Source organism: Zhongshania aliphaticivorans, assembly GCF_902705855.1.
Taxonomy (GTDB): domain Bacteria; phylum Pseudomonadota; class Gammaproteobacteria; order Pseudomonadales; family Spongiibacteraceae; genus Spongiibacter; species Spongiibacter aliphaticivorans_B.
The window spans coordinates 331,725-355,468 of sequence record NZ_CACSIJ010000014.1 but is presented as its reverse complement, the minus strand read 5'-3'; the positions used below and the strand labels follow the sequence as shown (position 1 = coordinate 355,468).

25 protein-coding genes are annotated in these 23,744 nt (G+C 49.0%); 11 read left to right on the top strand and 14 right to left on the bottom strand.

Annotated elements, in window-relative coordinates; all coding sequences use genetic code 11:
* The first annotated feature begins 70 nt into the window (after positions 1–70).
* Complete coding sequence (locus tag GVJ32_RS13720) at positions 71–541, top strand: Rrf2 family transcriptional regulator (RefSeq protein WP_159240662.1); 471 nt, start codon at positions 71–73, stop codon at positions 539–541.
* Here the strand turns inward: GVJ32_RS13720 and asnS are convergent.
* Positions 538–1,932, bottom strand: a complete 1,395-nt coding sequence (asnS, locus tag GVJ32_RS13715; protein ID WP_159240661.1) for an asparagine--tRNA ligase — start codon at positions 1,930–1,932, stop codon at positions 538–540. The two genes, GVJ32_RS13720 and asnS, sit on opposite strands and share 4 nt — an antisense overlap.
* A 163-nt stretch (positions 1,933–2,095) precedes the next feature.
* Between asnS and GVJ32_RS13710 the strand changes: the two genes are divergently transcribed.
* The 4 genes from GVJ32_RS13710 (at position 2,096) to GVJ32_RS13700 (ending at position 4,489) form a co-directional block, all read left to right on the top strand.
* A complete protein-coding gene (locus tag GVJ32_RS13710) occupies positions 2,096–2,836 on the top strand; it encodes a glycerophosphodiester phosphodiesterase family protein (protein ID WP_159240660.1) in 741 nt (246 codons plus the stop codon).
* Between the two features lie 288 nt (positions 2,837–3,124).
* Positions 3,125–3,250: a hypothetical protein gene (locus GVJ32_RS18415; RefSeq protein WP_286187618.1), complete on the top strand. Its 126-nt coding sequence runs from the start codon at positions 3,125–3,127 to the stop codon at positions 3,248–3,250.
* Positions 3,251–3,569: 319 nt separating this feature from the next.
* Positions 3,570–3,938, top strand: a complete 369-nt coding sequence (locus GVJ32_RS13705) for a PPOX class F420-dependent oxidoreductase (protein WP_159240659.1) — start codon at positions 3,570–3,572, stop codon at positions 3,936–3,938.
* An 89-nt stretch (positions 3,939–4,027) separates the two neighbouring features.
* Positions 4,028–4,489 (top strand): DUF962 domain-containing protein, encoded by a 462-nt coding sequence (locus GVJ32_RS13700; protein WP_159240658.1) that lies wholly within the window; start codon positions 4,028–4,030, stop codon positions 4,487–4,489.
* Between the two features lie 3 nt (positions 4,490–4,492).
* On the opposite strand, the gene GVJ32_RS13695 is transcribed toward GVJ32_RS13700, so the two are convergent.
* Together GVJ32_RS13695 and GVJ32_RS13690 are read right to left on the bottom strand one after the other, a co-directional pair.
* On the bottom strand, positions 4,493–5,272 hold the full coding sequence (locus GVJ32_RS13695; protein ID WP_159240657.1) for a methyltransferase domain-containing protein: 780 nt from the start codon (positions 5,270–5,272) through the stop codon (positions 4,493–4,495).
* A 274-nt stretch (positions 5,273–5,546) separates the two neighbouring features.
* Entirely contained in the window at positions 5,547–5,747 is a 201-nt protein-coding gene (locus GVJ32_RS13690) for a YdcH family protein (RefSeq protein WP_159240656.1), read from the bottom strand.
* A 228-nt stretch (positions 5,748–5,975) separates the two neighbouring features.
* Here GVJ32_RS13690 and GVJ32_RS13685 point away from each other — a divergent pair, with 228 nt between their 5' ends.
* Positions 5,976–7,106: a nitronate monooxygenase gene (locus tag GVJ32_RS13685; protein ID WP_159240655.1), complete on the top strand. Its 1,131-nt coding sequence runs from the start codon at positions 5,976–5,978 to the stop codon at positions 7,104–7,106.
* Between the two features lie 41 nt (positions 7,107–7,147).
* Here GVJ32_RS13685 and GVJ32_RS13680 read toward each other — a convergent pair whose 3' ends face one another.
* Positions 7,148–7,762 carry a riboflavin synthase subunit alpha gene (locus GVJ32_RS13680; RefSeq protein ID WP_159240654.1) on the bottom strand — a complete coding sequence of 205 codons (615 nt, stop codon included), beginning with the start codon at positions 7,760–7,762 and terminating at the stop codon, positions 7,148–7,150.
* A 122-nt stretch (positions 7,763–7,884) separates the two neighbouring features.
* On the opposite strand from GVJ32_RS13680, the gene GVJ32_RS13675 reads away from it, so the two are divergent.
* A complete protein-coding gene (locus GVJ32_RS13675) occupies positions 7,885–8,151 on the top strand; it encodes a DUF1145 domain-containing protein (RefSeq protein ID WP_159240653.1) in 267 nt (88 codons plus the stop codon).
* Between the two features lie 100 nt (positions 8,152–8,251).
* Positions 8,252–9,052, top strand: a complete 801-nt coding sequence (locus tag GVJ32_RS13670) for a ParA family protein (protein ID WP_159240652.1) — start codon at positions 8,252–8,254, stop codon at positions 9,050–9,052.
* A 47-nt stretch (positions 9,053–9,099) separates the two neighbouring features.
* On the opposite strand, the gene GVJ32_RS13665 is transcribed toward GVJ32_RS13670, so the two are convergent.
* The 6 genes from GVJ32_RS13665 to GVJ32_RS13640 all read right to left on the bottom strand — a co-directional run bounded on the left by GVJ32_RS13665 (position 9,100) and on the right by GVJ32_RS13640 (position 15,901).
* Entirely contained in the window at positions 9,100–9,573 is a 474-nt protein-coding gene (locus GVJ32_RS13665; protein WP_159240651.1) for an LEA type 2 family protein, read from the bottom strand.
* 80 nt (positions 9,574–9,653) lie between these two features.
* Entirely contained in the window at positions 9,654–10,322 is a 669-nt protein-coding gene (locus GVJ32_RS13660; protein WP_159240650.1) for an OmpA family protein, read from the bottom strand.
* Between the two features lie 159 nt (positions 10,323–10,481).
* Positions 10,482–13,235 carry a CehA/McbA family metallohydrolase gene (locus tag GVJ32_RS13655; protein WP_159240649.1) on the bottom strand — a complete coding sequence of 918 codons (2,754 nt, stop codon included), beginning with the start codon at positions 13,233–13,235 and terminating at the stop codon, positions 10,482–10,484.
* 5 nt (positions 13,236–13,240) lie between these two features.
* Entirely contained in the window at positions 13,241–13,627 is a 387-nt protein-coding gene (locus GVJ32_RS13650; protein WP_159240648.1) for an MAPEG family protein, read from the bottom strand.
* Positions 13,628–13,759: 132 nt separating this feature from the next.
* A complete protein-coding gene (locus GVJ32_RS13645; protein ID WP_159240647.1) occupies positions 13,760–14,899 on the bottom strand; it encodes an alpha/beta hydrolase family protein in 1,140 nt (379 codons plus the stop codon).
* A gap of 228 nt (positions 14,900–15,127) precedes the next feature.
* On the bottom strand, positions 15,128–15,901 hold the full coding sequence (locus GVJ32_RS13640; protein WP_159240646.1) for a ferredoxin--NADP reductase: 774 nt from the start codon (positions 15,899–15,901) through the stop codon (positions 15,128–15,130).
* A gap of 124 nt (positions 15,902–16,025) precedes the next feature.
* Here GVJ32_RS13640 and GVJ32_RS13635 point away from each other — a divergent pair, with 124 nt between their 5' ends.
* The gene (locus GVJ32_RS13635; protein WP_159240753.1) at positions 16,026–16,904 is read left to right on the top strand and encodes a LysR family transcriptional regulator; all 879 of its coding nucleotides are present in this window, start codon (positions 16,026–16,028) and stop codon (positions 16,902–16,904) included.
* 66 nt (positions 16,905–16,970) lie between these two features.
* On the opposite strand, the gene GVJ32_RS13630 is transcribed toward GVJ32_RS13635, so the two are convergent.
* Positions 16,971–18,191 (bottom strand): multidrug effflux MFS transporter, encoded by a 1,221-nt coding sequence (locus GVJ32_RS13630; RefSeq protein ID WP_159240645.1) that lies wholly within the window; start codon positions 18,189–18,191, stop codon positions 16,971–16,973.
* Between the two features lie 131 nt (positions 18,192–18,322).
* Between GVJ32_RS13630 and GVJ32_RS13625 the strand changes: the two genes are divergently transcribed.
* Complete coding sequence (locus GVJ32_RS13625) at positions 18,323–18,814, top strand: MarR family winged helix-turn-helix transcriptional regulator (protein WP_200841421.1); 492 nt, start codon at positions 18,323–18,325, stop codon at positions 18,812–18,814.
* Between the two features lie 1,712 nt (positions 18,815–20,526).
* On the opposite strand, the gene GVJ32_RS13615 is transcribed toward GVJ32_RS13625, so the two are convergent.
* From GVJ32_RS13615 to GVJ32_RS13605, 3 genes are all read right to left on the bottom strand, one after another.
* Positions 20,527–21,402, bottom strand: coding sequence for an OmpA family protein (locus GVJ32_RS13615; RefSeq protein WP_159240642.1), 876 nt, complete (start codon positions 21,400–21,402; stop codon positions 20,527–20,529).
* Between the two features lie 230 nt (positions 21,403–21,632).
* Positions 21,633–22,433 (bottom strand): DUF4126 domain-containing protein, encoded by an 801-nt coding sequence (locus GVJ32_RS13610; protein WP_159240641.1) that lies wholly within the window; start codon positions 22,431–22,433, stop codon positions 21,633–21,635.
* 4 nt (positions 22,434–22,437) lie between these two features.
* Positions 22,438–22,818, bottom strand: a complete 381-nt coding sequence (locus tag GVJ32_RS13605; RefSeq protein ID WP_159240640.1) for a DUF4345 family protein — start codon at positions 22,816–22,818, stop codon at positions 22,438–22,440.
* Positions 22,819–22,952: 134 nt separating this feature from the next.
* Between GVJ32_RS13605 and GVJ32_RS13600 the strand changes: the two genes are divergently transcribed.
* The gene (locus GVJ32_RS13600) at positions 22,953–23,738 is read left to right on the top strand and encodes a DUF2889 domain-containing protein (RefSeq protein ID WP_159240639.1); all 786 of its coding nucleotides are present in this window, start codon (positions 22,953–22,955) and stop codon (positions 23,736–23,738) included.
* Positions 23,739–23,744: the final 6 nt, after the last annotated feature.

The window sequence follows — 23,744 nt, the reverse complement described above, 5'->3', positions numbered from 1 at the left end:
ATGCATTTTTTATACATGTTTAAAAGGTGTATAATACTCGCATCTTTTGTTTCTACGCAATACTCTAACGATGAAATTAAGCAAACAGACAGATTACGCCTTTCGGACGCTCATATTCTTGGGGCATCTGCCAGCCGGCGAGCAAAGCACTATCCAGCATATCTGCGACTATTACAGCATTTCGGCAAACCACATATCCAAGGTGGTTATGCATTTGGTTCGCTTAGGTTATGTAGAGGCTACTAGAGGAAAAGGTGGCGGTATTCGGCTGAGTAAATCAGCCGAAGAAATTGCACTCGTAGATGTGGTGACACATTTTGAAACCACTCTCAAACCAATTAATTGTAACGAGCAACCCTGCCGAATTATCAGTAGTTGTAAATTAAAAGGCTTATTAGATAACGCACTTGAGGCTTTTCTGACCGCATTGACGACATATACCTTGGCCGATCTATTAGATGGCGAGACGCGAGCTATCCTCTTTCTAGAAGATGAAACAGGCGCCGGCTCACACACCGACGCATCGAATCCCCCGACTTAATAATCAGCGTGCTTAGGGGTACGCGGAAAGGGGATAGCGTCGCGGATATTTTCCATGCCGGTAATGTAATTCAGTAAACGCTCAAAACCCAAACCAAAACCCGCGTGCGCCACCGTGCCATAGCGCCGTAAGTCACGATACCACTCCAGCCCGTCTAAACCTTGCTCAGCCATACGACGTTCGAGAACATCTAAGCGCTCTTCGCGCTGACTACCGCCAATAATCTCGCCAATACCGGGCGCCAACACATCCATGGCCGCGACGGTTTTCTCGTCGTCGTTCATGCGCATATAAAACGCTTTGATGTCTTTAGGGTAATTGGTCACGATCAACGGGCCGCCGACATGTTCTTCGCACAAATAACGCTCATGTTCGGACTGCATGTCTAGCCCCCAGCGCACGGGATACTCAAACTTCTTGCCCGACTTTTCTAAAATTTTAATCGCATCGCTGTAATCCATGCGCTCAAAACTCGTGTTCGCCACTTTCTGCAAACGGGCTAGTACACCGTCATCAACATACTGATTAAAAAAAGCAAGGTCATCTTCGCAGTTCTCTAAAACCTCTGAGAGCAGATACCGTAAAAAATCTTCTGCCAGCGCCGCATCGTCGTCTAAATTGGCAAACGCAATTTCAGGCTCCACCATCCAGAACTCGGCAAGGTGACGACTGGTGTTCGAATTTTCAGCCCTAAACGTCGGCCCAAAGGTGTAAACCTTAGACATGGCCAAACAATAAGCCTCGGCATTTAACTGGCCAGACACGGTAAGAAAAGCTTCTTTACCAAAGAAATCTTCGCTGAAATCAATTCCACCACTCTCAGTGCGGGGCAAATTCATTAAATCCAAGGTGCTAACACGGAACATCTCGCCTGCGCCTTCGCAGTCACTGGCCGTAATCAACGGCGAGTTAATCCATTGGAAACCGCGCTCATAAAAATAACGGTGCACTGCATTTGCCAATACGGTCCTTACCCGCGTGATCGCGCCGAAGGTATTAGTACGCGGTCGCAGATGCGCCACCGTACGTAAGTATTCAAAGCTGTGGCGCTTTTTTGCGATGGGATAGGTATCGGGGTCATCGACCCAGCCGCAGACTTCAATCTGCCTTGCCTGTATTTCAACATTCTGCCCCTTACCCTGCGACGCCACCAGCTCGCCACTGACAATAACTGAGCAGCCAGCAGTTAACTTCAAAATCTCCGCCTCGTAATTCATGAGCTCACCGGGGGCGACCACCTGAATAGCCGACTGCGCCGAGCCGTCATGCACGGCCAAAAATGAAAAACCACCTTTAGAGTCTCGACGACTGCGAATCCAGCCCTGCACAGTTACTTCACAGCCAGGTTCACGCTGTCCTGCCAACAAGGCTTTTATCGATACCACAGACATATGTTCTCCAAAAAATATAAACCAAGCCCGCATTATAGGCTCGCAAACCCGATAGCAGTAGTCATTGCCGACGTGGTTTTTTGATCAGACAATTGCCCTGCACTTTATTCCGACTACGATAAATTGGATACTGTTATAAAATTCCATTCGCGGTGAAATTCCTATGCAAGCAGAAAACTTTGTTGCCCATCGCGGCTGGCGCCAGCACTACCCAGAGAACACCCTTCTCGCCTTTGAGCAAGCCATACAGGCTGGCGCAGTAAACATTGAGCTCGACATTCAACTGAGCGCCGACCACGTTCCCTATGTTTTTCATGACGCCAATTTAATGCGTATGTGCCAGTGCGAAGGATTAATTTGGGATTATCCCGCCGCTGAGCTAGATACGTTGTTTGCCACCGAAAGCTATCGCCTAGGCAATGCATTTCCGAACAACCCTATGTGCCGACTCAGCGACATTGCTGCGTTGCTACAAGCCAACCCCGCAGTGAATGCCTACGTTGAAATTAAAGAAGAGAGTCTTACTCAGTTTGGTGAAAAAATTGTTGTCGATGCCGTTATCAATACTCTGCGCGCCGTCGCGTCGCGCTGCATCCTCATTAGCTTTAAACTTAGCGCCCTTCAGCTTGCACTTCACGAAGGCTGGCAGCGCTTTGGCGCGGTATTTGATGCGTGGCCAGATCCCCAGTCAGCTGCACTGGTCGAACTACAGCCTGAAGTTTTATTTTGCGACCGCAATTGTGTACCCATAGACGTCGACCTACGCACCCTGCCGTGGCCCATCCTTATTTACGAAGTAGGAAGCAAGCCCGAAGCGGACGATTGGTTTGCCCGTGGCGCGGTCGCGGTTGAAAGCTTTTTAATTGGCGAGCTACTCAAAGAATACAATTTAGGGATCACTTAATTATTTCAACAAGGCATCGTAATCAGAGGCTTTTCTCAGTTATTACAACTATTTAACCCCCGCGCCATCATTACACCCACTTAAACATTGCTTAAATATTCGGTAATAGAAGCGCTAAGTCCTTGTTTTTACTTCTCTGCAATTCTATCCAAATGATTAAAAAAGCGTGTAAAAGCAATATTTTAAGCGTGTTATGACACACCCTATGTAACCCAAATATTTATTGATTCTTCGTATACTGGCTCCGTCATCAAGACACACACAAAACTTTATAGACGGAGCACTACCATGACTCAATTACAACAAGCAGTACTAAACCAAGACACTAACGTAATCGGCGAATTAGTTGCCAAATACAGCCTGCTAACTATTGTTGCTGTCGGCATCGCATCTTGCTTTGTTAGCTTGATCTAATAGCAATCTACTTAAGAGGACTTTAAAATGAATTCGCACACCGACAAGGCGTGTACGATTAGTGACATTGCTCAACAGGGCGCAAAATTTAGTCTGATCTCCATCGTTTTCACGGGCTTGTTTTACTGCATCGCCACACTCTTCTGAGTGACTTAACAACCATCTCCACACTCAGATATGAAGTAAAATTTGCCGCCAGTCATCGGCGGCAAATTCATTCCCACCACAGCTCAATTACCACGACTTATATCCCGATATTGCAAGCAGCACATTCGCCGCGCACACTAGCGAACACTGTTTATTCTTTGGATTTAACATCATGAGCTCTTTACACCAAGCCAGCTATATTTTATTTAGCACCAAAAAGCGCGACGGCAGTTTTATAGCAACGCCTGTTTGGTGTGCTGGCGACGCAAAAACACTCTATATTTTTTCTGCTGGGCAAGCGGGCAAAGTCAAGCGCGTACGCAATTTTAGCGAATGTAAAATCGCCCCCTGCACCGTCACGGGTAAACCACTTGGCGACAATGTTACAGGCAACGCCTACTTAATTGACGAAGCCGAAAGCAAACTAGCGCACCGCCAGCTCGTAAAAAAATACGGCTTGCAAATGCGCTTACTAGATGTAGGTGCCAGCCTAGGTGGCCGCAAAAAAACTCGTGCATTTATCCGCATCGACCTGACCTAAAATACCAGCTCCTCATGTCAGCCCAGTCATTGACCCACTTGCGCAGATCGCTTAGCGTAAGACGTTTGGAATAGCAGCGGAGAACACCTGTGCGCACCCTGACTCAATGGCTGGACGAATATAGTGCCTCCCACCAAAACCCACGGAATAAGCGCATTCATTATTGGTGTGTACCCGCGATTGCAGTGTGCACTGTCGCACTACTTTGGCTAGTACAAATTCCCGCAACGCCGGTGAATCTTGGGCAAGTGATATTAATAGCTGCGATGTTTTTTTACGGCTACCTGTCAGGGCGACTCGCGCTAGGCATGCTGCCTTTTGTCATTTTGATTGCCGCTGGCATTATGGCCTACCAAAGTTATGTGGCTTTCCCGTTGTGGATTCCCGCCGCTGCAATTTGGATTATCGCTTGGTTTTTTCAGTTTGTCGGCCATAAAGAAGAGGCACAGAAGCCATCGTTCTTTACCGATATTTTATTTTTATTGATTGGACCGCTTTGGATTCTTGGCGCAGCGTACGACAAACTCGGCATCCGCTTTCGCAACACCTAGGCTTTACTCCGGCAAACGGCACAGCAGGTGCACATAGCGCCCCAAGGACCAAAAGGGCTCATCTGCGCCGTACTGCCATTCAAGGGCCTGCACATCATCAATGCTCCGTTCAGCCCGCACCGCTCTCGGCATTAAGTCGTAGACCAAACGAATACCGCGCTTTGCAACAATTTCCACACCCGCTCGCTGTAACAGCTCAATAATATACTGTGGTTGGCGCGGCGACGGCGGTGTAAGACCACCGGGGTGTCCGGCAAAATCCCTATCCCGTAATTTATATAAATTGCCCTTGGCCATATTGCTTAAAATAAGCGCATTAAGATTGTAAAACATCAGTGACAAATGGCCCCCAGGACGCATTCCAGCGACTAAAGCCGCAATCACTTGTTCTGGATTTGCCACCCACTCTAATACCGCGTGGCAAAGCACCAAGTCGAAAGCCTGCTGATTGCGTTCCTCGGTAGTGATCTCTTGAATAGCGACATGGCGAATATCTAGCCGCGACATCAAACCGGCCTGCGTAATGTCACTACGCGCCACGTCTAGCATCTCTGCAGAAATATCGTTGAGCAGCACCGAGTGTCCGTGGCCGGCAAGACGGATACTCATTTGTCCCAAGCCACCACCCGCGTCCCATACTGCCTGTGGCTGTCCGTCGCTTAGCGCCGGCAATTTGTCGATAAGCTCTCGCCAACACAGGGCCAGTCGCAATTCGCCTTTTGCGTTTCCGTAGATATTTTTTTTAAAGCGCGCAGCGATACCGTCAAAGTTACGATCTGTCATTGCTTAAACCTGCCGACCATAAAAATGACATCATGAAAGGATTACCCAAAAAGGCCGCAGCTTAAGCAAGCTGGAACAAAAGCTCAATGCAAAAAAAAGCCGGAGCATCCGCTCCGGCTTTTTAAAAATTTTGACATCCTATGTCGCACCCAATCCGTTGAATGCTGAAGTCTTCCTGACGGTGCCTATTATGGGCACTTACTAACTAAGTAAAAGCAGACAATAGCAGCATGCTATGTGAGACATATCTCACAAGCATACTGTCCAGTCGCCGCTAAGCGTCCAAATCAGGTATTAAATCGTCTTTTAGCCACGCTATTTCATCCTTTATGCGCAGCTTTTCCTTCTTCAAACGTTGCAGCAACAACTGATTTTGGTAGGGATTCAAAGCCAGCTCAGTTATCTCCGTATCCAGAGCACGATGACGAATTTGTAAAAGCAAAATACGTGCGCTTGCGGAGGGAATTCTGTCCATTTTAAAGCCAAATTCCTATAAGGGATTTACGAAAATTCATAGCACTTTTTACTCTGTGCGGCTCGAGCGCACAAGCCCAAAGGCAGGCTTACACAAAGAATACTGATCTTTTTAGTCAATGGCGATTGATTACTTACGCCATTGTCGCCACCGAGGGTGTCCGCAATACTGATCTCGTTAACTCATGGCGCCGTGTGTTTCGCGCCGCAATTAGTCAGAGGCCCGATAATGTATACCGAAATATGTAAAAAACTCGGCATTGAATACCCCATTTTTGCATTCACACACTGCCGTGACGTGGTGGTTGCCGTCAGTAAAGCCGGTGGTATTGGTGTGTTAGGTGCGGTTGGCTTCTCTCCCGAAGAGTTAAAAGCCGAATTAGACTGGATCGACGAGCATATTGGCGACCTGCCCTACGGCGTAGATATTGTCATTCCGCAAAAATATGAAGGCATGGGCGATATGAGCCCAGAAGACCTTGAAAAAGAATTGTGGAAAATGGTGCCACAGGAGCACATCGACTTTGCGCAAAAATTATTGGCGGACGCTGGCGTACCTGAATGGCCAGACGGCACGACTAATATGGGCTTACTCGGCTGGACCGAAGCAACCGCAACACCACTTTTAATGGAGGCACTCACTCGCCCCAAGTGCAAACTCATCGCCAATGCATTAGGCACACCTCCTGCCGATAAAATCAAAATGATTCAAGACAGCGGCCGTTTGGTCGGCGCATTGTGTGGTCGTGTTAAACAAGCCAAAGCGCACAAAGAAGCCGGTCTAGATTTTATTGTTGCCCAAGGTGGTGAAGGTGGCGGTCACGCCGGTGATGTTGGCTCTGTGGTGTTATGGCCACAAGCTGTTGCCGCCGCTGCGCCGGTCCCCGTACTCGCCGCGGGGGGTATTGGCAATGGTCAGCAAATGTTGGCTGCAATGAGTATGGGCTGCGCAGGGGTATGGACAGGATCGTTATGGTTAACGGTAGAAGAAGCTCACGCCGAGCCAGCTCAAAAAGAATCACTCCTTAACGCCTCTAGCGAAGACACCGTGCGCTCGCGCTCATGGACTGGTAAAACCTGCCGCATGCTTAAAAATGAGTGGACCGAAGCGTGGGAACGCGCTGATGCACCGAGCCCATTGGGCATGCCACTACAAGGTATGGTAAGTGGCGACGGTATACGCCGCACATCACGATATGCCTCAGTGGGCGACTGCCAGAAAGTGGCATTCAATCCCGTTGGCCAAGTTGTTGGGCAAATCAACCACGTTGAATCAACCCGCGCCGTGATATTCCGCTTGGTCACCGAATACGTTGACGCCCTAGAGCGAATTAACAACCTGATGCCCGAGGAGGCGTAATCATACGATGCCCCAGAATGCATATTCTGGGGCAAACACCACTATCCTCGCTCGGCCAACACCCGCTCAACGGTATCAACTATAACTTGAGTCTGCCGATCCACTTCAATATTGACCCGATCACCCAATTGTTTTTGCGCAAAGTTTGTCACACGTAAAGTTTCTGGAATCAGGCACACCGTAAATTCGGCCGCTTCACGCTGGTAATCTGCTACCGTCAAACTACAGCCACTCACACCAATAAAGCCTTTCTTAAACACATATTTACTCAGACTCTGCGGCAGACGAAATCGCAAGGTGCAATTATTCTCTGAGGTTTCAATACCGATAACTTCGGCACAGCCGTCTACATGACCAGAAATATTGTGACCGCCAATCTCGGCGCCCTGTTTAGCTGAACGCTCAACGTTCACACTATCGCCATCATTTAACTGGCCAAGCGTTGTTAAGGACAAAGTTTCTTGCATGGCGTCAAAGGCCACCCGCACGCCATCTATGCTGGTCACGGTCATACAAACACCGTCTAAACCAACGCTCGCGCCGATCACCAAGTCCTCAAGCAGCTGAGGCGGCAAGTCGATAAGCAGCTGATGCAGGCCGGTTTTACGTACGACCTTTGCAAGCGGATACGCACCATGCACAATTCCCGTATACATAAATTGATCGTCTCTATTCAATATGAAAAATTAAAGTGACAAGATTGTAACAGTACTTGAAGGCCTGAAATCAATACTGCATTATCTTTACACTTAGAATAATAACGAAGAGATCAAAGTTTATGACGACGATTTTGAAAATTGCTCAACTCGCATTTTGGGTCGCCTTCGCGATCAACTTCGCATACCCATTATTAGGTGAAAACAGTTACTGGTTAACGTGGGGCGGCATCGGCATTCTTAGTGCCCACGCGCTAGAGTGCATTGTTTTCCGCAAAGACATCCACCGTGAATACAGTAATCCACTTGAAGGTTACGTGGTGGTCTTATTGTTTGGCGTGCTGCGCACAGGTGAATGGATTGGCAAAAAGCCCAGCTCAACACCTTGATATCTCGCCCCATAACGCCGTGCCAAGCGCGGCCATAGCACCTTGGCACGAGAGCTGCTAGGATTGCCTTTTCCCAGTAACACTTCGTCAGGGCAGAGCTATGAAGCGGGTTATTTTCAATCAAAAAGGCGGCGTCGGTAAAACGAGCATTAGCTGTAATTTGGCCGCAATTAGTGCATGGAAGGGACATAAAACCCTGCTAATCGACTTAGATATTCAGGGCAATAGCAGTGAATATCTCATCGGCCCTCAGTTTCGCGAACTAGAAGATAACGCCGCCGACTTTTTTAAACAGAAGCTTTCCCTGTTCGGTAAAAGCAAAGAAGCTAGCGATTGCATCTACGAAACCGAATTTGAAAATTTGTATTTAATGCCGTCCCATCCAGAGCTCGCGATAATCGAACGGGAGCTAGAAACCCGTCACAAGATTTACAAGCTCCGCGATGCGCTAAACAAACTCCAGGCGGAATACGAGCATATATACATTGATACGCCTCCAGCACTGAATTTTTACAGCCGCTCAGCGCTAATTGCCGCAGACTCCCTAGTAATCCCCTTCGACTGCGATAGTTTTTCTCAGGGCGCACTTATGGGCTTGATGGAGACCGTCGAAGAAATTCGCGAAGACCACAACCCAGCGCTCAAATTAGAAGGCATTGTTGTAAACCAGTTCCAGGCCCAAGCCAGCTTGCCGACCCAACTCATTGATAATATGAAAGCCGATGGCCTACCTATTTTTGATCAGTACTTAAGCAGTTCAGTAAAAATGAAAGAGTCTCGCAGCAGGCAAATACCGTTGATTCACTATGCGCCGTCGCATAAATTAACCCAGCAACTTCTAAGCCTTCACGACAGCCTAGACGGCAAAACGAAAGACAAGGCCGCAGCCAAAAGCGCCTAAGTTAAAGCCTTGTGGCGGCGCCCCCGCCACAAGGCTTTAACTAGACTTTATGGCGCAGACGTACCCATACCGACCTTACCCACCTTATTAATTGTGATATCGCCGAGCCCAAAATTGGTGACCGCAGCAGTAAGACTAAGTTTGTAATCAAGATCAGATTGCAAATTCCCCAAGATCTTACTTAACACCCCAATACCACTAAGCAGATTCACTTCTACGGGTACCACGAGCTGCGTCTGGCCGTTTGCAGGCAGACTTATCGCTTCGTTCAAACTGCCGCCAGCCAGCGACTGCCCTTGCAGCTCTAAGGTGTATCGCAAGCGCCCAAGGTTAACCGCAAAAGAATTAGGATTATCTAGCTGCAACCCAACCAGCAGCTTTTGCTGGAAACCATTGCCCGGCGCCATATTGAGATTTGTGATTGCCACTCTCGGCTTCTCAATGGGATTGAATGAGGCACAGGCTGCAAGCACCGACGCGGCCATGCATACAAGTAGCAATCTATAGATATTATTTATCATTTTTTAGCCCCGTGTTTAGGCAATTTTTAGACAAAAAAAGGGCGTCACTAATGACGCCCCTCTACAACTAACTGCATGTATTACTGAGTTGGCAACATCTCAATTTCTACACGACGGTTCTGCTCACGACCAGATGCAGTGCTATTGTCTGCAACAGGATCGCGTGGACCATAGCCAGTCGTACGAATACGACTTGCCGCTACACCCTGATTCATGAAGTAACGACCAACGCTACCAGCGCGCTGCTCAGACAAAGACTGGTTAGTTTGGAAGCTACCCGTTGAATCTGTAAAACCATTAATTTGCATTAAGGTTTTATCAAACTCTTTAGCAACTAGTACAACGCTATCCAATACGTTGGTAAAACCGCCTTTAATGGCTGAGCTACCCGTGTCGAAAGTGATATTGCCTGGCATAATCAATTTAATGGTATCGCCAACACGCTCAACACCTACACCAGTCCCTTCAAGACGTGCGCGCAATTTGGCCTCTTGACGATCCATATAGTAGCCATAGCCACCGCCAGCCGCCGCGCCAACCGCCGCGCCCTGTAGCGCGCCTTTTTTACGGTCGCTCTTACTAGATACCGCAGCACCTAACACTGCGCCGCCCAAGGCACCCCAGCCAGCGCCCTTAGCCGTATTACTTGTTTTTTCTTCGCCAGTATACGGATCGATACTACATGCAGTTGCAAACACTGCCGCAACCAGCAGCGTAGTCCAACGGCTAACGTTAATAGAAATATTCATTGGTGAGTCCCCTCGTTCGTCATCAATCTTTGTGTCCTGAGACAATCATGACACAGCTATTATCAAAAAAAACATGCCAATATTCACAGCATTAAATGGTCAACGCGCTTCCATAATTCACATTTAGCATTTGTCGACTATGACAATCACAGCCTTAGACTAGTTCATTATCTTGGGTGCCCGCCACTTCCCATTGCCATCTGCATCGATATATATCGGGTTACTCAAGGCCAGTGGCATTAAATCAGGCATCAGGGCTCGGTATACCGGACTAGGCTCACCGCTAACCTCAACAACCACATAAGAATCAGAATCTACAATAAGTTCAACAACTTTATGGTCACCCGATGCGACATTCAACTGCCGATATATCGCCCCATTTACCCAGATTGTCATGGTATCAACCGACACCCAAGGCGCCGCATCAATTTGTACATGCAACTCGCCATGCCGCCCAGAAAAAGTATCGCCCATACCGACATCTGAATATTCGTCTCGCAAGGTTACCGCCAGTAATGGGCCCGTTGTCGCAAAGCTGTGCCCTGCTCGCACAGCATTAACAAAGGCGGCCTCATCTAATGGCAGTTGCTTATTCGAGTTAGGAATATAAACATAATTACGCGGCGCTGCGACTACGCTACGAAGGCCGTGGGAATCACTATTACCGGTGGCCGCACGACGTGCACCCTGATTTAGCAAAGAAAACCAATCATCGCGAATCTGGGTATATACCGCGAATTCAGCCCCGTTGAGCACTTCCAGCACATCAAAATCGATATCGCGGAAACCTGATACCGCATCGGTCACCAGCAAACTGGCATTATTCTCACTATCTAAAGGCTGCGTCGGATCATAGTTCTTACCCACCGAAAGATGATCAAAAAACGCCAAATCAGTATCAAGCGGATTAGCTGCTCGAGGGTGATTTAATTGGAATAGTGCATCTGGCGCTTGCTCACGCACCCCCGCGATAACTTCTCGCAAAGCGCGGCGCTCTACCGGCGGGATACCGCCAGCAAACTCCATCGGCTTCGCGACTAGGGGAAACGCATTGCTATGACCCACTGTCATTGGCGCGTTTTCGGTACGGGACATACCTGTTAATTCGCCGCCAGTAATAACCTGTACTTTACCCTCTAAGCCCATTGCAGCCACCCGACCGCGCTGGTCAATCAAACGATTATGCTCGCTAGCCACCAGCACCTCCGCCCCTTGTGCGACAAAACTCCGCAGGCGCTCATCGAAGGGTAGTATCGAGTCAAAGCTGGCGCCGCTGTGAACGTGCAAGTCGGCGGAATGCCAATCACCGCCATGCCAAATTCGCTTCAAGGGAATAACGGGTAGCTGGCTAGTTTTACCGGCAACAACCGTGAGCAAATATTCTTTTACATCAAACTCCAGCCCCCGCGCGGTTAGCACGCGATATTGCCCGGGCGGTAAATCGATTTGTTCTAAATCTGAATCCACCCCCGCCAAATCAATACGATTACGACGCAGCATTCCCGGTAAGGACACCCCTTGCTCGGTAAACCCCAGTAAATCATTGCCAAACTCAGGGGTTGCGGTGTCGCCAAAACCAAAGAAATACATACTCATGGGGATGCCACGCGGTAAACGCAGCGCACCATTTTTGCGAAACACCCAGCGACCGCTGTCGTTGCGCGCATCGGCCAACGATAGTTCACGGGTAATCTTTTGCCCCCAAGGCGCGGTGGTTTGCATTTTTACCCATTGCACATGTTTTGGCAGACGGATATTAAAACTGCCATCAGCGGCCACTCGGCTCTGGGTTACGGGGCGGTCGTCCTGATCCCACACCGCCACGGACACATCAGCATTGTTCACATAACCCCGTAATTGCGGGCCGCTATAAATTTGGTCGGTAACCGAAGCAACATCTGCACGATCGCCCAGCAAAACTTTAAATTTGGCAAGCATCTGCTCGCCTTTTTCTAAATCCATAAACTGATTTTGCAGCAAAGATAGCCACGTCAGCCGCTCGCTTTGAAACCACAAGGGGCGTGTCATCCAGCCATGCAAGCTGTAATCAGGAAATACCGCAAGAAACCTCGGCAGCGGCTGGCGGCTGCCATTGGCCTTAATTAACTCGGCCGAACCCAGCTGCACGCCATAACTAATCTTGGAATCGTAGGTGTCCGCACCCACCAAAATATTCCAATCGCTAGGCATCATTCCGCCCAATAGCGACGACACTTTATTACGATCTATAGCAGGATGCTGAAACCCCAGCGTTGCATCAGGCATGTAACTAGACAAACTAAACGGCGTTAGGGCGCGCTGAGAATAGAGCGTAAACAAACCACTCATTTGTACTTCTCGCCCCTTGCCTATGCGCTCAATCTTCACATCAATATCAAGGGACTCACCATTTTCCAGCAAACGGTAAGTGACGGTTTGACGGATACCATCGCCCTCACCCACAGTGATGATATCTGCATGATCGCCGTCTATCACGGCACTGACCTTTGAAACCGGAATAGCGGTATCTTTCGCCAAACCCGTTAAAATATTCGCGTAAGTCCACTGATCATTACCGCGTTCACAATGACCAACATCAATAAGCGTTCCACCGCCAGCAACAATGCCTGCGTGATGATCAACGTCACTCACCACCACACAAATCTTGCCGTTAGATAACCACCAGTCGCCAAGCCCCGCAATACTGTCGGGGCCACCGCGAGGAAAGCTATCAAAGGTTTCTGGTTTAATTTGCTCTGCGCGTAACAATGACGGCGGTGGTGGCGGCTCTTCTATCGGTAAAAACTCCTCCGAACCGGCTAAACCGTCGTCGTCTTCTGGCTCTGGCTCCGTTTTCGCCATTGCGTTAACGCACAGAACCAAGCCCAGCAACAAACACAATATCCGTATTTGCTTTTGCATCACTGCAATCATTCGTTTTAAGCCGCCATAATAAACAATGCGATACAGGCACCCAAGCCAACAATAAATGCCAATGAACGAAGCGCATCTTTATTAGCTATATAAAAAATAGGGTACAAAATTCGCGCAACAATAAATATTTCGGCCGCCATCGCCGACTTGCTTGGATCAACCCCCGCCAAATGTGCAACTAGCACCGCAGCGGTAAACACAGGTAAGGCTTCCCATGCATTTTGCTGCGCAGCATAAGCCCGAGCCCCAGCCCCCTCTAGCTGCGCATACTGTGCACGAGGATGCTTATTGTCTATTTTTCCAAACTGCTTACCGCGGAAGTACCCACAGGCCCACGCGGTAACTATCGGCAGCAAACACGCAATAAACACACACCAAAAAGCAACCGTCATTTTTTCACCTATCAATTATTATTGATGTCTCTCATACAAAGACCAACTCACCACGAATCAGTAGCGTTGGCCAAAAGCGCGATTAATATAACCGTCTGCTGAGTTCACTCATAGCTCTAAAGTATATTGCACTTACTTGGCGGCTCGCACCACGCTGACCTCAGCTATTTCGCTGGCGTAGGTATTAAGTAAATACTCACTAGCTTCCTTGCGACGCAATTCACTCAGGGCAAATTGTGATTCAAAGAAAGGAAACACCGCCAGTGTTGTCAGCCATTGCTGGCGAATAGGGCTCATTGCCGGCGGCAAAGGGTCGGTCGTACACAATGCGGTTTGTGGCACAGCCAAAACACCCTCTTCAGGGCCGCCCAACTCACTTGCCCACAGCTCATCGGTGGTTTTTTCTAAACCGCGAGTCACCATACTACAACCCAACAAATCGGCGTTATCAAGCCACCTCAAATAACGACTTGGCGCTGCAAATCCTGTATGCGACGCATTATTCATCGTCACTAAGACCGCACCTTTTACATTCGGCAAAATAGTCGCGGCATTCGTGCTGTAATCAATCATGGCATCAATAGGTGAGGCAATCATCATGAAGGGTATGTTTCGCGACTCATAAAACGCTGGCCCGAATACAAATACCGGCCCCGCTATTGAGACCGCCGCAGATATCCGCAAATCTGCACTGCGAGGATGAAACGCCGCCAAGGTCGAAGTCATACCACCCAAAGACAAACCCATAACACCAATATGCTTCTCATCGACGCGCTCATAAAACTGATGCCCCGCATCCGCATCCCAAGACACAAACTGGTCTATTAAAAAACTAATATCGGCGGGCTGATTGACAACATCCTTAACCAATGCCCCCCCGGGGGCTCTCATATTGGTTAAAGGATAATCCATGGCGGCGACAATATAACCATGACTAGCAAAATGTTCAGCAAGATAGCTGCCACCGCTGCGCGACGACATAAAGCCATGGCTGTAGATAAGTAATGGCGCCGAGGCGACCAAGTCTTGCGGATACCAAATTCGAGTTTGCAGGCGGCGTTCATTGCTGCCGGCGTAGTCACCATTCTTTTGTGTCGGACGGGTATCATCAACGAGCTCAACATCGAAATAGCTGACATCGTAAATTCCCTTTTCCAGCCAATAGCTACTCTGCGAGTCGGCTGGTAACGGTTCCGGCAAATGTCCAAATTGCAGGTACACCGCCGCCACGACCAGCAGTAACACTAAGGATAGTACGATTTTTTTAAACATAGCGTTCTCTTGCCCAGACCAAAGCCGATACCTAAGTTATCAAGGCTGCCAGCAGGACTCCACCTTAAAGCCGACTTCAAGCCATAAATAAGCAAATAAAATTCGCCGTAGCCATCGCTTTAGCTAGGTGACGCTAATCTTTACAGGGAGTAAGCCGCGACAATACGCCAACCCACCAAGCAAAAAGCCCCAAAACGGGGCTTAGACAAGAAACTAGAACCGAAAATTTTAGTGCTCTACAAACGCACGTTCTATGACAAAGTGGCCATACTCACCGCCGCGTGTTTCTTTAAAGCCCGCCTCGTTAAGTAGGCTACACGTATCTTTTAACATGCTTGGGCTACCACAAATCATAAAACGGTCATCCTCGGTGTTCAGTGCTGGCAAGCCCACATCTGCCATTAGCTTACCGCTGCGAATCAAATCCGTTAAGCGGCCCTGATTCGCAAACTTCTCACGGGTAACCGTGGGGTAGTAAACCAACTTGTCGCGCACAAACTCGCCAAAAAATTCATGCTGTGGCAAATGATTACGGATAAAATCTTGGTAAGCCAACTCGCTCTCGTAACGCACACCGTGTACTAGCACAACCTTTTCAAACTTCTCATATACCTCAGGATCTTTAATGATACTCATAAAGGGCGCCAAGCCTGTGCCAGTGCTGAGAAGATACAGATTTTTACCGGGCAGCAAATTATCTGCCACTAAAGTGCCTGTCGGTTTGCGGCTAATTAATATTTCATCACCCACTTTAATCTGCTGCAATTGCGAGGTGAGCGGGCCATCCGCCACTTTAATGCTAAAGAATTCGAGCTCTTCTTCGTAGTTAGCACTCACAATACTGTAGGCACGCATTAGGTTTCTCTCACCCTGCTTAAGACCAATCATGGTGAAATGTCCGTTCTCAAAACGGAATGATGGATCGCGGCTAGTCTTAAAGCTGAATAAGGTGTCGTTCCAGTGATGGACGCTGGTAACTCGTTCAGAAACTATATTGCTCATTGCAAACCTCTCTTCAATATTCGCGCAAAACCTGCGCTGCTGCTCTTACTTGCCAACACTGTAAGGGAGGTCTATGCTATCGGCAAAATGACTTATTATGATTTTTGATATCGGTTTTACAAATATGCACTATACCCTGCGCCAACTCGAAGTCTTTCTTGCCGCTGCCCACACAGAAAATATCACCCGTGCAGCAGAACAACTGTCTATGTCGCAGTCTGCCGCCTCCAGCGCCCTCAAAGACCTCGAACAGCAATTTTCTATTCAGCTATTTGACCGCATTGGCAAGCGCCTTCAAATAAACGAGCTAGGCCGCGCCCTGCGCCCCCAAGCCGAGGCACTACTCGACCAAGCATTAGCGCTAGAACAAGGATTTCGTAAACACGATCAGGTCGGTGAACTCAAAGTCGGCGCCACTCTGACCATCGGCAATTACCTTGCGGTAGATATCATGGCCGAATTCATCAACCGCCACCCCGCCGCTAAAGTGCAGCTGAACGTCGCCAACACCGCCGTCATCAGCCAACAAGTTTTAAATTTCGACCTAGACATAGGTTTGATAGAGGGCGAGTTACATCACCCTGACTTAGAAGTCACACGCTGGAGAGAAGATGAATTGCAAATCTTTTGCAGCGCCAATCATCCACTAGCTCACAAAAAGAACCTCAGTGACGCCGATCTACTTTCAGCCCAGTGGATCTTACGTGAAGCAGGGTCAGGTACTCGACAAGCCTTTGACCGGGCAATACACGAACTACTGCCGGAGTTAAACATCCGCCTTGAACTGCAACATACCGAGGCAATCAAACGCGCCGTTGAAACCGGATTGGGGATTGGCTGCCTATCAACCCTGTCCCTGCAAGCGGCCTTTGACAGTGGGCGACTCGTGCCATTAAGCGCTAATGGCCGAGATCTAAAACGCTATTTCTACTTTATCTTGCACCGCCAAAAATACCGCAGTGAAGGAATATTACGCTGGCTCGAGCTTTGTAAAAATAGCTAAAGATCATGTCAAAATTAGCGCCAAATACTCAATATAGTCACCGTAGTGATCTGTTTTTATATCAAGTTAATGACTACTTTCAGCACTCAAATTAGTCTGCAGCGGCGCTTTAGACACCTTTGGTACAAACAGCCACGCAATAAAAGCACCTACAAACATGGTAATGGTCATCGGCCACATTTTATCGCTTATAAATAATGTTGATACGCCACTTATAAGACCGCCAATTAGATACTGCGCACTGCCTAATAACGCCGACGCAATGCCGCTATGATTGGGAAAAAACTGCAAAGCACTGGCTTGCGAATTACCCATCACACCGCTAAGAGAGCCAACACACAGCATGATGAGGGGCGCAACTATCCACAGCGGCGGCATAAAGCTAGTAACCAAAAGTAGACCGCCAGCGACGAAACACTGAAATAGCAGTGCTATTTGCATAATACGTGCGGCGAGAATACTGTTCAGCAAATAATTATTCACCCTATTGCCAACTGCCAACAGAATTATATTTGCAGCAAACAGCATAGAAAATTGCGTTTCAGTAACACCATATTGATCAATATATACCAGCGCAGCATTGGCAACGAATGTCATCATTACACCAAACGCAAAACCCTGAGACACCAAATAGCGCATAGCGGTTACGTTACTCAGCACAAAACGATAACGCGTAAGCAAGCTTTCCTGAACCGGTGCCGTAGTAGCTAACACCGCTACTTTCGAAGCTCGGCCAACAAATAGTGCCGCCATGACACACACTGCCACTGCGTACACTGCGAGCACAATAAACACCATACGCCAGCCACTCACACTGTATAAAAGTGTGCCAATGCTAGGCGCAATGGCCGGCGCAATAATGGTAATCAGCATAATATGCGAAAACAATTTTGCCGTTGCCTGCCCTTCGGTATGGTCACGGATAATCGCCGGTACAACCACAGAGGCAAAGCCTCCGCCCAAAGCCTGTAAAAAGCGTGCCAACCAAAATATTTGCAGCGAGTCTGTATAAGCGATGACTAGGCTCGCCAACGCAAATATCGCTAAGCCTATAAATAACACCGGGCGCCGACCAATATAATCGCTAGTCGGCCCACCAAAAAACTGCCCAAAACTAAGACCTAAAATATAAAGACTGACGGTAATCGCTACGTCTTGCACAGGCACAGATAATTCCCCAGCTATTGCAGGAATCGTCGGGAGATACATGTCTATTGCCAATGGCGATAAGGCAAAAATAAGCGCGAGGGAAATAATAAGCCTCAGCGGGGGCATTGCGGGAGTCATAGATTTTCCGTATTTAGCTTTCCAGAAAGATAATAACTAGAATTTATCTTTCCAGCAAGATAATATCCAATTATTCACTAAACCGAGCAGTGGCAATTACGCCTTCAAACTAACAAAGCATGAGACTAAACATGGACGACAAACGCACCACCATTGAGGAGCTCCGCCGTCAACAACAGGAAAATTGGCCAGAAATGTACAGCGCAGCCAGACCCGCGGTTCTAAGAATACTTCGCGCCAGTGATGTATTTATGAAACAAACAACACTCGGCCTAAAAGATTACAATTTATCGCGCGCAGAATTTGACGTGCTCGCAACACTGCGCCGGCAGGCAACACCCCACCGCATTACACCCACGGAACTGTGCAAAGCATTACTAATAAGCTCAGGCGGCCTTACCAAACTTCTTCACCGCCTAGAATCTGTCAACTTAATAAAACGCCCTGCAAGCCCCGAAGATGGTCGCAGTTTACTCGTACAGCTGAGCCCGAAAGGCAAAAACCTGATTGAAAATCTCGTTGGCACTATTGCGCACTTACACGCAGACCGTTTACGGAATTTGACCGCAAAAGAACAGGATCAATTAGATCATTTACTGAGCAAAATGCTGTTAGGCGAATAAAGGCATCTATTAAATTAGGCGCGACTAATACGTCCAGCGTAGCCGCCAAAAGAAATCGGACTCCAAACTATCAACACGGGTCTTATCCGCGACTTTATCCATCAGCGGTACTGCGGCAACAAAATCCGTTTCAAAGCCGTAACCAAGAGAGGCGCTAAAACGAACACCGGCATCGGCGAGCGATTGCTCCATACCCAGCTCCCCAGACACATCGCTGAAATTAGTCGCACCGTACTCGGCAAAGATCGACGCTTCGACAGGCATTCCCCAAGCGCGGTATTTAGCATTTAGCGCCGCATGGACAAAATAGCCATTGTCGCCAATCAACACCCCAGGCAAATAGGCACTAAGGCTATTCATACCACCCAACACATATTGCTGCTGCTGTGGCAACTGGGTGCCATCACTAAACTGCGCATCTAAATTCATCGCCAATTCATAGTGATCAGCCAAAGCAAACTTATAACCAAGCTTGGAGCGCAGCATAATGAATTCCGCCGAGCGCTGACCAATGCCAACACCGTCGCTACTATCCGAATCTAAACTACCGCCATCACCAANGCCCGCCCGCACAGAAAGCTGCGCCTTAAAATACGATGGCAAGCTAGCCAGCTCACCACGCTCAGAATACTTACCACCCAGCTCTACGGTTTGGTACGTCTCATCTAATAATGGCCGCGCCTGTAATTCCGTTTGAATTTCAGAACTTACATATTCTATTTTTTCAAACAACGCCCAGCGTCTTACCGGATTGCTGTACAGCACTTGCTCGCCAGACAAGGCAGCAATATTAATCTCGGCATCGAGATTTACCGCAACACTTCCTGATGGCGTGCAACTAAATAAAGGCGGCAAACAAATCCCCAGCAGGCCGCCAGATGTAGCGCTCGCCAATTTCGGATGCCGCTGGTATTCAATCCGCGTAAAATCCAAACCATACAAGCCAAAGGTAAATGGGTGTTCAATACTAAAATCCACTTGATGATAGCCATCGCCGTCGCCGGCTTCGCCCAAGTCTTCGAATATTGTCTTATACGCTAAACTCGCTTCGGTGCCCGTCGCGAAACGATGCTGCACGCCCGCCAGACCGAAATAACGACCTAGAAAACGACTACCTTTATTGTTCATTTCCAGCACGACATCTGTTGCATCGTAATCATCGACCGACACTTCACGAAAATCGAGAATAACCTGATTATCGTAGTGTTGTTCGTAAGCGATACTATAGGCAAGACCCGCGCGATTAGCCTGCACATCTGCCAATACCCGCGCCCGGTCAAACTCTGCCAAATTCAAATCGGAGTCGCCAACCAGCCCTTTAAAATGCGCGGTGATTGCGGGATTACCACGCAAACCTTTTACAGTAGATTGACTCACTAACACGGTAACTGTGTCGTCAATGCGAAAATAATTTACGCTGACCAATAAATATCCAGCGTTGTAATAGCGCCGCGTTAACGTGGTAATTGCGGCAGATGGTGTTTCCGCCGCAGACAAGATGGCTGACACTTGTGAGGGCGATAGGTATTCATTCCCAAGAACACGCATAGTGATGCCTGCCACCACCGCAGTAATCGCCTCTGCACTTTCTCGGCCTGCGGCTTCAATCTGGGTATTCGTCGCCAACTGCGGCGGCATAACCGGTGGCAGATCAATTGCCATTTACGTTCTCCTAAATATTCGATTTATAGTGGAGCAGAGGCGCCCCAGCCTTATTCTCGACTAGTCGCGGTTACCATTTTCAATTCAACCCGGCGATTCATTGCCCTGCCTTCCGGCGTCGTATTATCCGCCCGCGGAGAGGCCTCGCCGTAACCCCTGACCTTCAGGCGCGGCTTCGCAATGCCTAAGCGAAATAAGTAATCACGCACCGCCGCCGCGCGGCTAGCTGACAACTGTAAATTGTATTCCGCGTCGCCAGCATCGTCGGTGTAACCACCTACTTCAAAATGGCTGGCCGACGATTGCTTGATCGCCTCAGCAACACCGCGAAGAATTTTCTGGGCGGGAATACTGAGCTGATTGCTGTCGTTTTCAAAGTAAACGCCTTCCAACACCACTCCACGAGGGCCGTCGAGATAGCAGCCGTTAGCAAGCACTTTTTTGCCTGCGGGCGTATTCAAACACTGATCATCTTGATCGCAAACCCCGTCACCATCCGCATCTGAACAACGATATTCCTGAGTTTGTATTTGACCAACAATAAACACCGGATCTAGGTTTACTAGCGGAATCAATGCGGGCTGATCATCTGCCGGCGCCGTTGCGAATGTCTGTGGTAAAAGATTCACCGCTGCACTTGTAACGGGAGTATCCATACCACGTAAATCTATCTCCTCCTGTTCCGACAGATTTAACTCTCCTCCTGTTAAGTCGCCGCCAAGCACCTCAGTTACAACGCCATCTACCGTGACCAGCGTATCGTCTAAATCAATACCTACCGCCGTCGTTATTGGCGTCACAATCGCGAGAATCCCCGTTTTAGTCAGGACGGCGAGCAAGATCCCTGCCTGCGCAGACGCGCTAATACAAGTGGCCGCTAAAAACAGCGCGGCGATAAATTTGCGATTCGGTTTTTTTCCTATCATGTAGACAACTTAACTCCTAATCGCCACAGCGGGCATGGATGTGGCATGAGAATTTCATTTAGCCGTAGATTAAATCGTATTTAACACAACGAAGCATGAAGCTTGTTCGCGATTGCATTCCTTTTAGAAACCTCAGCATAAGTGGCAAGCGACGCCATACTGAGGTCTCTTTTAAAAAAACGCTCGGAATAAAGGTCGTTCCGTGACCGTGATCACATTTACCAATTCAACTACGCCAATTGATGCTCGGCAATCACCGATGCCTTGGCTTGTTCAAACTCCACGTCGCTAAGCGCGCCAGACTTATGCATTTCTTCCAAGCCTTGCAAAGCCTCAACTAGGGTTTTGCGCGGTGTCTCCTTCAATGGAGAAAGTGGCGAACCCGCAGGCGCAGAGGGGTCCTCTATTGCCTCTCTAGTTTCGTCAACCAAGCCCAGCCACTGACCAAGCTTGCGGAAGATTCGCGCAATTCCACGCCACAATTTAGGCAGCAGCCAAATAAGCAATAACAAGAAGGCGACAAAGGCAATCAAGAACAAGACCGGATGATTTAAGGCCACCCAAAGTCCGCCAAACACGGCGACGTCTTCAGAGATAGATGCCAGCCAATTACTCACTGGTTCTGGGGACGCATTAATCATTACCCGCGTACTGGCCTTGGCCGCATGCGTTACCGAGGTTACTGAGCCACCAACTATGCCGGCGGCAAGTTGCAGTGCTGGACTCACGTCGCCAACGGTGTTGGCGGCAAGCAAGGCCCCCGCTGGAATTCGAATAAACGTGTGTAAAGCATCCCAGCCAGTATCTACACCGGGTATTTTGTCGGCAAAAAACTCGACCGCGTACATTAGGCCCGCCGCCAACATAACCGCCGGATCCTGCACAATTTGTAAGTTTTCTGGCAGCTCAATACCACCGGTAGAACCACCAAACCCCAGCACCAAAATGGCGGCATAGAGATTGAGACCACTCGCCCATGCCACCCCCATCGTCAGGGATATCACCCCAATTAACTGCTGATATTCATCCATTGTTTTATTCTCCGCTTCGCTGCAATCGACGAGCCAATAGCAAGCATATCACCACTGTACTCAGCTCAAAGGTCAACGCTGATACGGTATATACCGATATATTGCCTGTAAGTGCAACTCCCACCAAGCGGCCACCGGCAATCCCGCCAGCCACCACACCATTTAAAAACAGCACATGACAACGCCAGCGCGGCTGCAACAACGCCAACAAGGTCGCGCCGCCAATTGCCAATTCCATCCCGCCGTACATGGCCCGCAGCTCGGTTTCGCCGGTTGGCGTTAAAGCCGCCACCCCCGCATAGGATTCCAAGGCGGCGGGATCGTAAATTAGCCAAGCACCAATCCCAAACCAGCTCAGCATTAAGTAAATTAAGAAGACAACCATAAACCCCACCACATTGTTATTAGATGCACACGCCCGTCAGCAATGACCGAAAGCGTCACTGAAATAGACCGCTACGGTCACTCTCTTTGGCCAGCAAGTCGCTAATATCGTAGCCTATTGTGGAGGACACACGTATGCCCGCGGAAGAAGACTACCCCAAAAACCCGAATTACGGCCGAGGCCGCTATCGGCGTCGCATCCGCTTAGTAAATATCGGCAATACTGTTCGCGGCGAGCTCGAAGACACCAATCATGCCTTCCGCTGCACCGTGACCCACGACGGCCATTATGTCACCAACATAGACAGCGACGTACTGCGAATTCCCTTTGATACCTGCCCAGGTGCCTCCGAGCCCATCCGTAAGCTCATTGGGCTGCCGCTGTGTGAGGACATTCAAGACCTCATTCCCCACACCGATGCCGGTGGCAATTGCACCCATTTGCTAGACCTCGTGCTGATGGCGATTCGCCACGCGCGCAGGCAGCAAACAGAGTGGTTTTATGACATTTGCATTGAGGATCAAATTGGCGACGAAGCCGCGCGCTCTGAAATACGCGTTAACGGCGAATTAAACCACCGCTGGGAAGCCTGTAATTGGGAAATTACCGCGCCAGAAAACCTCGCCGGCAACGTGCTGTACAAGGGATTCAGCAAGTGGGCTAACGCTGAATTTGATGGCGACCGCAAAGAAGCCGCCTTCGCGCTACAAAAGGGATATTTTGTTTCCAGCGCCCGCCGCTACAACATTAACACCCAAGCTGGGCAGGCAGCCTTAGATCACGCGGATGTCATGCAAGGTGTTTGCTACAGCTACAGTACGCCACAAATCGAAAAAGCAAAACGCACCGCCGACAGTGCCCGAGATTTTAGTAACTGCCCCGAAGAACTCCTCACCTTTCGTGATCCGACCGTGATATGAGCTACT

What these genes read in the sequence shown, in the direction of transcription:
- GVJ32_RS13720 (WP_159240662.1), top strand. Translation starts at nt 71, where the DNA reads ATGAAATTAAGCAAACAGACAGATTACGCCTTTCGGACGCTCATATTC.
- asnS (WP_159240661.1), bottom strand. Translation starts at nt 1,932, where the DNA reads ATGTCTGTGGTATCGATAAAAGCCTTGTTGGCAGGACAGCGTGAACCT.
- GVJ32_RS13710 (WP_159240660.1), top strand. Translation starts at nt 2,096, where the DNA reads ATGCAAGCAGAAAACTTTGTTGCCCATCGCGGCTGGCGCCAGCACTAC.
- GVJ32_RS18415 (WP_286187618.1), top strand. Translation starts at nt 3,125, where the DNA reads ATGACTCAATTACAACAAGCAGTACTAAACCAAGACACTAACGTAATC.
- GVJ32_RS13705 (WP_159240659.1), top strand. Translation starts at nt 3,570, where the DNA reads ATGAGCTCTTTACACCAAGCCAGCTATATTTTATTTAGCACCAAAAAG.
- GVJ32_RS13695 (WP_159240657.1), bottom strand. Translation starts at nt 5,272, where the DNA reads ATGACAGATCGTAACTTTGACGGTATCGCTGCGCGCTTTAAAAAAAAT.
- GVJ32_RS13690 (WP_159240656.1), bottom strand. Translation starts at nt 5,747, where the DNA reads ATGGACAGAATTCCCTCCGCAAGCGCACGTATTTTGCTTTTACAAATT.
- GVJ32_RS13685 (WP_159240655.1), top strand. Translation starts at nt 5,976, where the DNA reads ATGTATACCGAAATATGTAAAAAACTCGGCATTGAATACCCCATTTTT.
- GVJ32_RS13680 (WP_159240654.1), bottom strand. Translation starts at nt 7,762, where the DNA reads ATGTATACGGGAATTGTGCATGGTGCGTATCCGCTTGCAAAGGTCGTA.
- GVJ32_RS13675 (WP_159240653.1), top strand. Translation starts at nt 7,885, where the DNA reads ATGACGACGATTTTGAAAATTGCTCAACTCGCATTTTGGGTCGCCTTC.
- GVJ32_RS13670 (WP_159240652.1), top strand. Translation starts at nt 8,252, where the DNA reads ATGAAGCGGGTTATTTTCAATCAAAAAGGCGGCGTCGGTAAAACGAGC.
- GVJ32_RS13665 (WP_159240651.1), bottom strand. Translation starts at nt 9,573, where the DNA reads ATGATAAATAATATCTATAGATTGCTACTTGTATGCATGGCCGCGTCG.
- GVJ32_RS13660 (WP_159240650.1), bottom strand. Translation starts at nt 10,322, where the DNA reads ATGAATATTTCTATTAACGTTAGCCGTTGGACTACGCTGCTGGTTGCG.
- GVJ32_RS13655 (WP_159240649.1), bottom strand. Translation starts at nt 13,235, where the DNA reads ATGATTGCAGTGATGCAAAAGCAAATACGGATATTGTGTTTGTTGCTG.
- GVJ32_RS13650 (WP_159240648.1), bottom strand. Translation starts at nt 13,627, where the DNA reads ATGACGGTTGCTTTTTGGTGTGTGTTTATTGCGTGTTTGCTGCCGATA.
- GVJ32_RS13645 (WP_159240647.1), bottom strand. Translation starts at nt 14,899, where the DNA reads ATGTTTAAAAAAATCGTACTATCCTTAGTGTTACTGCTGGTCGTGGCG.
- GVJ32_RS13640 (WP_159240646.1), bottom strand. Translation starts at nt 15,901, where the DNA reads ATGAGCAATATAGTTTCTGAACGAGTTACCAGCGTCCATCACTGGAAC.
- GVJ32_RS13635 (WP_159240753.1), top strand. Translation starts at nt 16,026, where the DNA reads ATGCACTATACCCTGCGCCAACTCGAAGTCTTTCTTGCCGCTGCCCAC.
- GVJ32_RS13630 (WP_159240645.1), bottom strand. Translation starts at nt 18,191, where the DNA reads ATGACTCCCGCAATGCCCCCGCTGAGGCTTATTATTTCCCTCGCGCTT.
- GVJ32_RS13625 (WP_200841421.1), top strand. Translation starts at nt 18,323, where the DNA reads ATGGACGACAAACGCACCACCATTGAGGAGCTCCGCCGTCAACAACAG.
- GVJ32_RS13615 (WP_159240642.1), bottom strand. Translation starts at nt 21,402, where the DNA reads ATGATAGGAAAAAAACCGAATCGCAAATTTATCGCCGCGCTGTTTTTA.
- GVJ32_RS13610 (WP_159240641.1), bottom strand. Translation starts at nt 22,433, where the DNA reads ATGGATGAATATCAGCAGTTAATTGGGGTGATATCCCTGACGATGGGG.
- GVJ32_RS13605 (WP_159240640.1), bottom strand. Translation starts at nt 22,818, where the DNA reads ATGGTTGTCTTCTTAATTTACTTAATGCTGAGCTGGTTTGGGATTGGT.
- GVJ32_RS13600 (WP_159240639.1), top strand. Translation starts at nt 22,953, where the DNA reads ATGCCCGCGGAAGAAGACTACCCCAAAAACCCGAATTACGGCCGAGGC.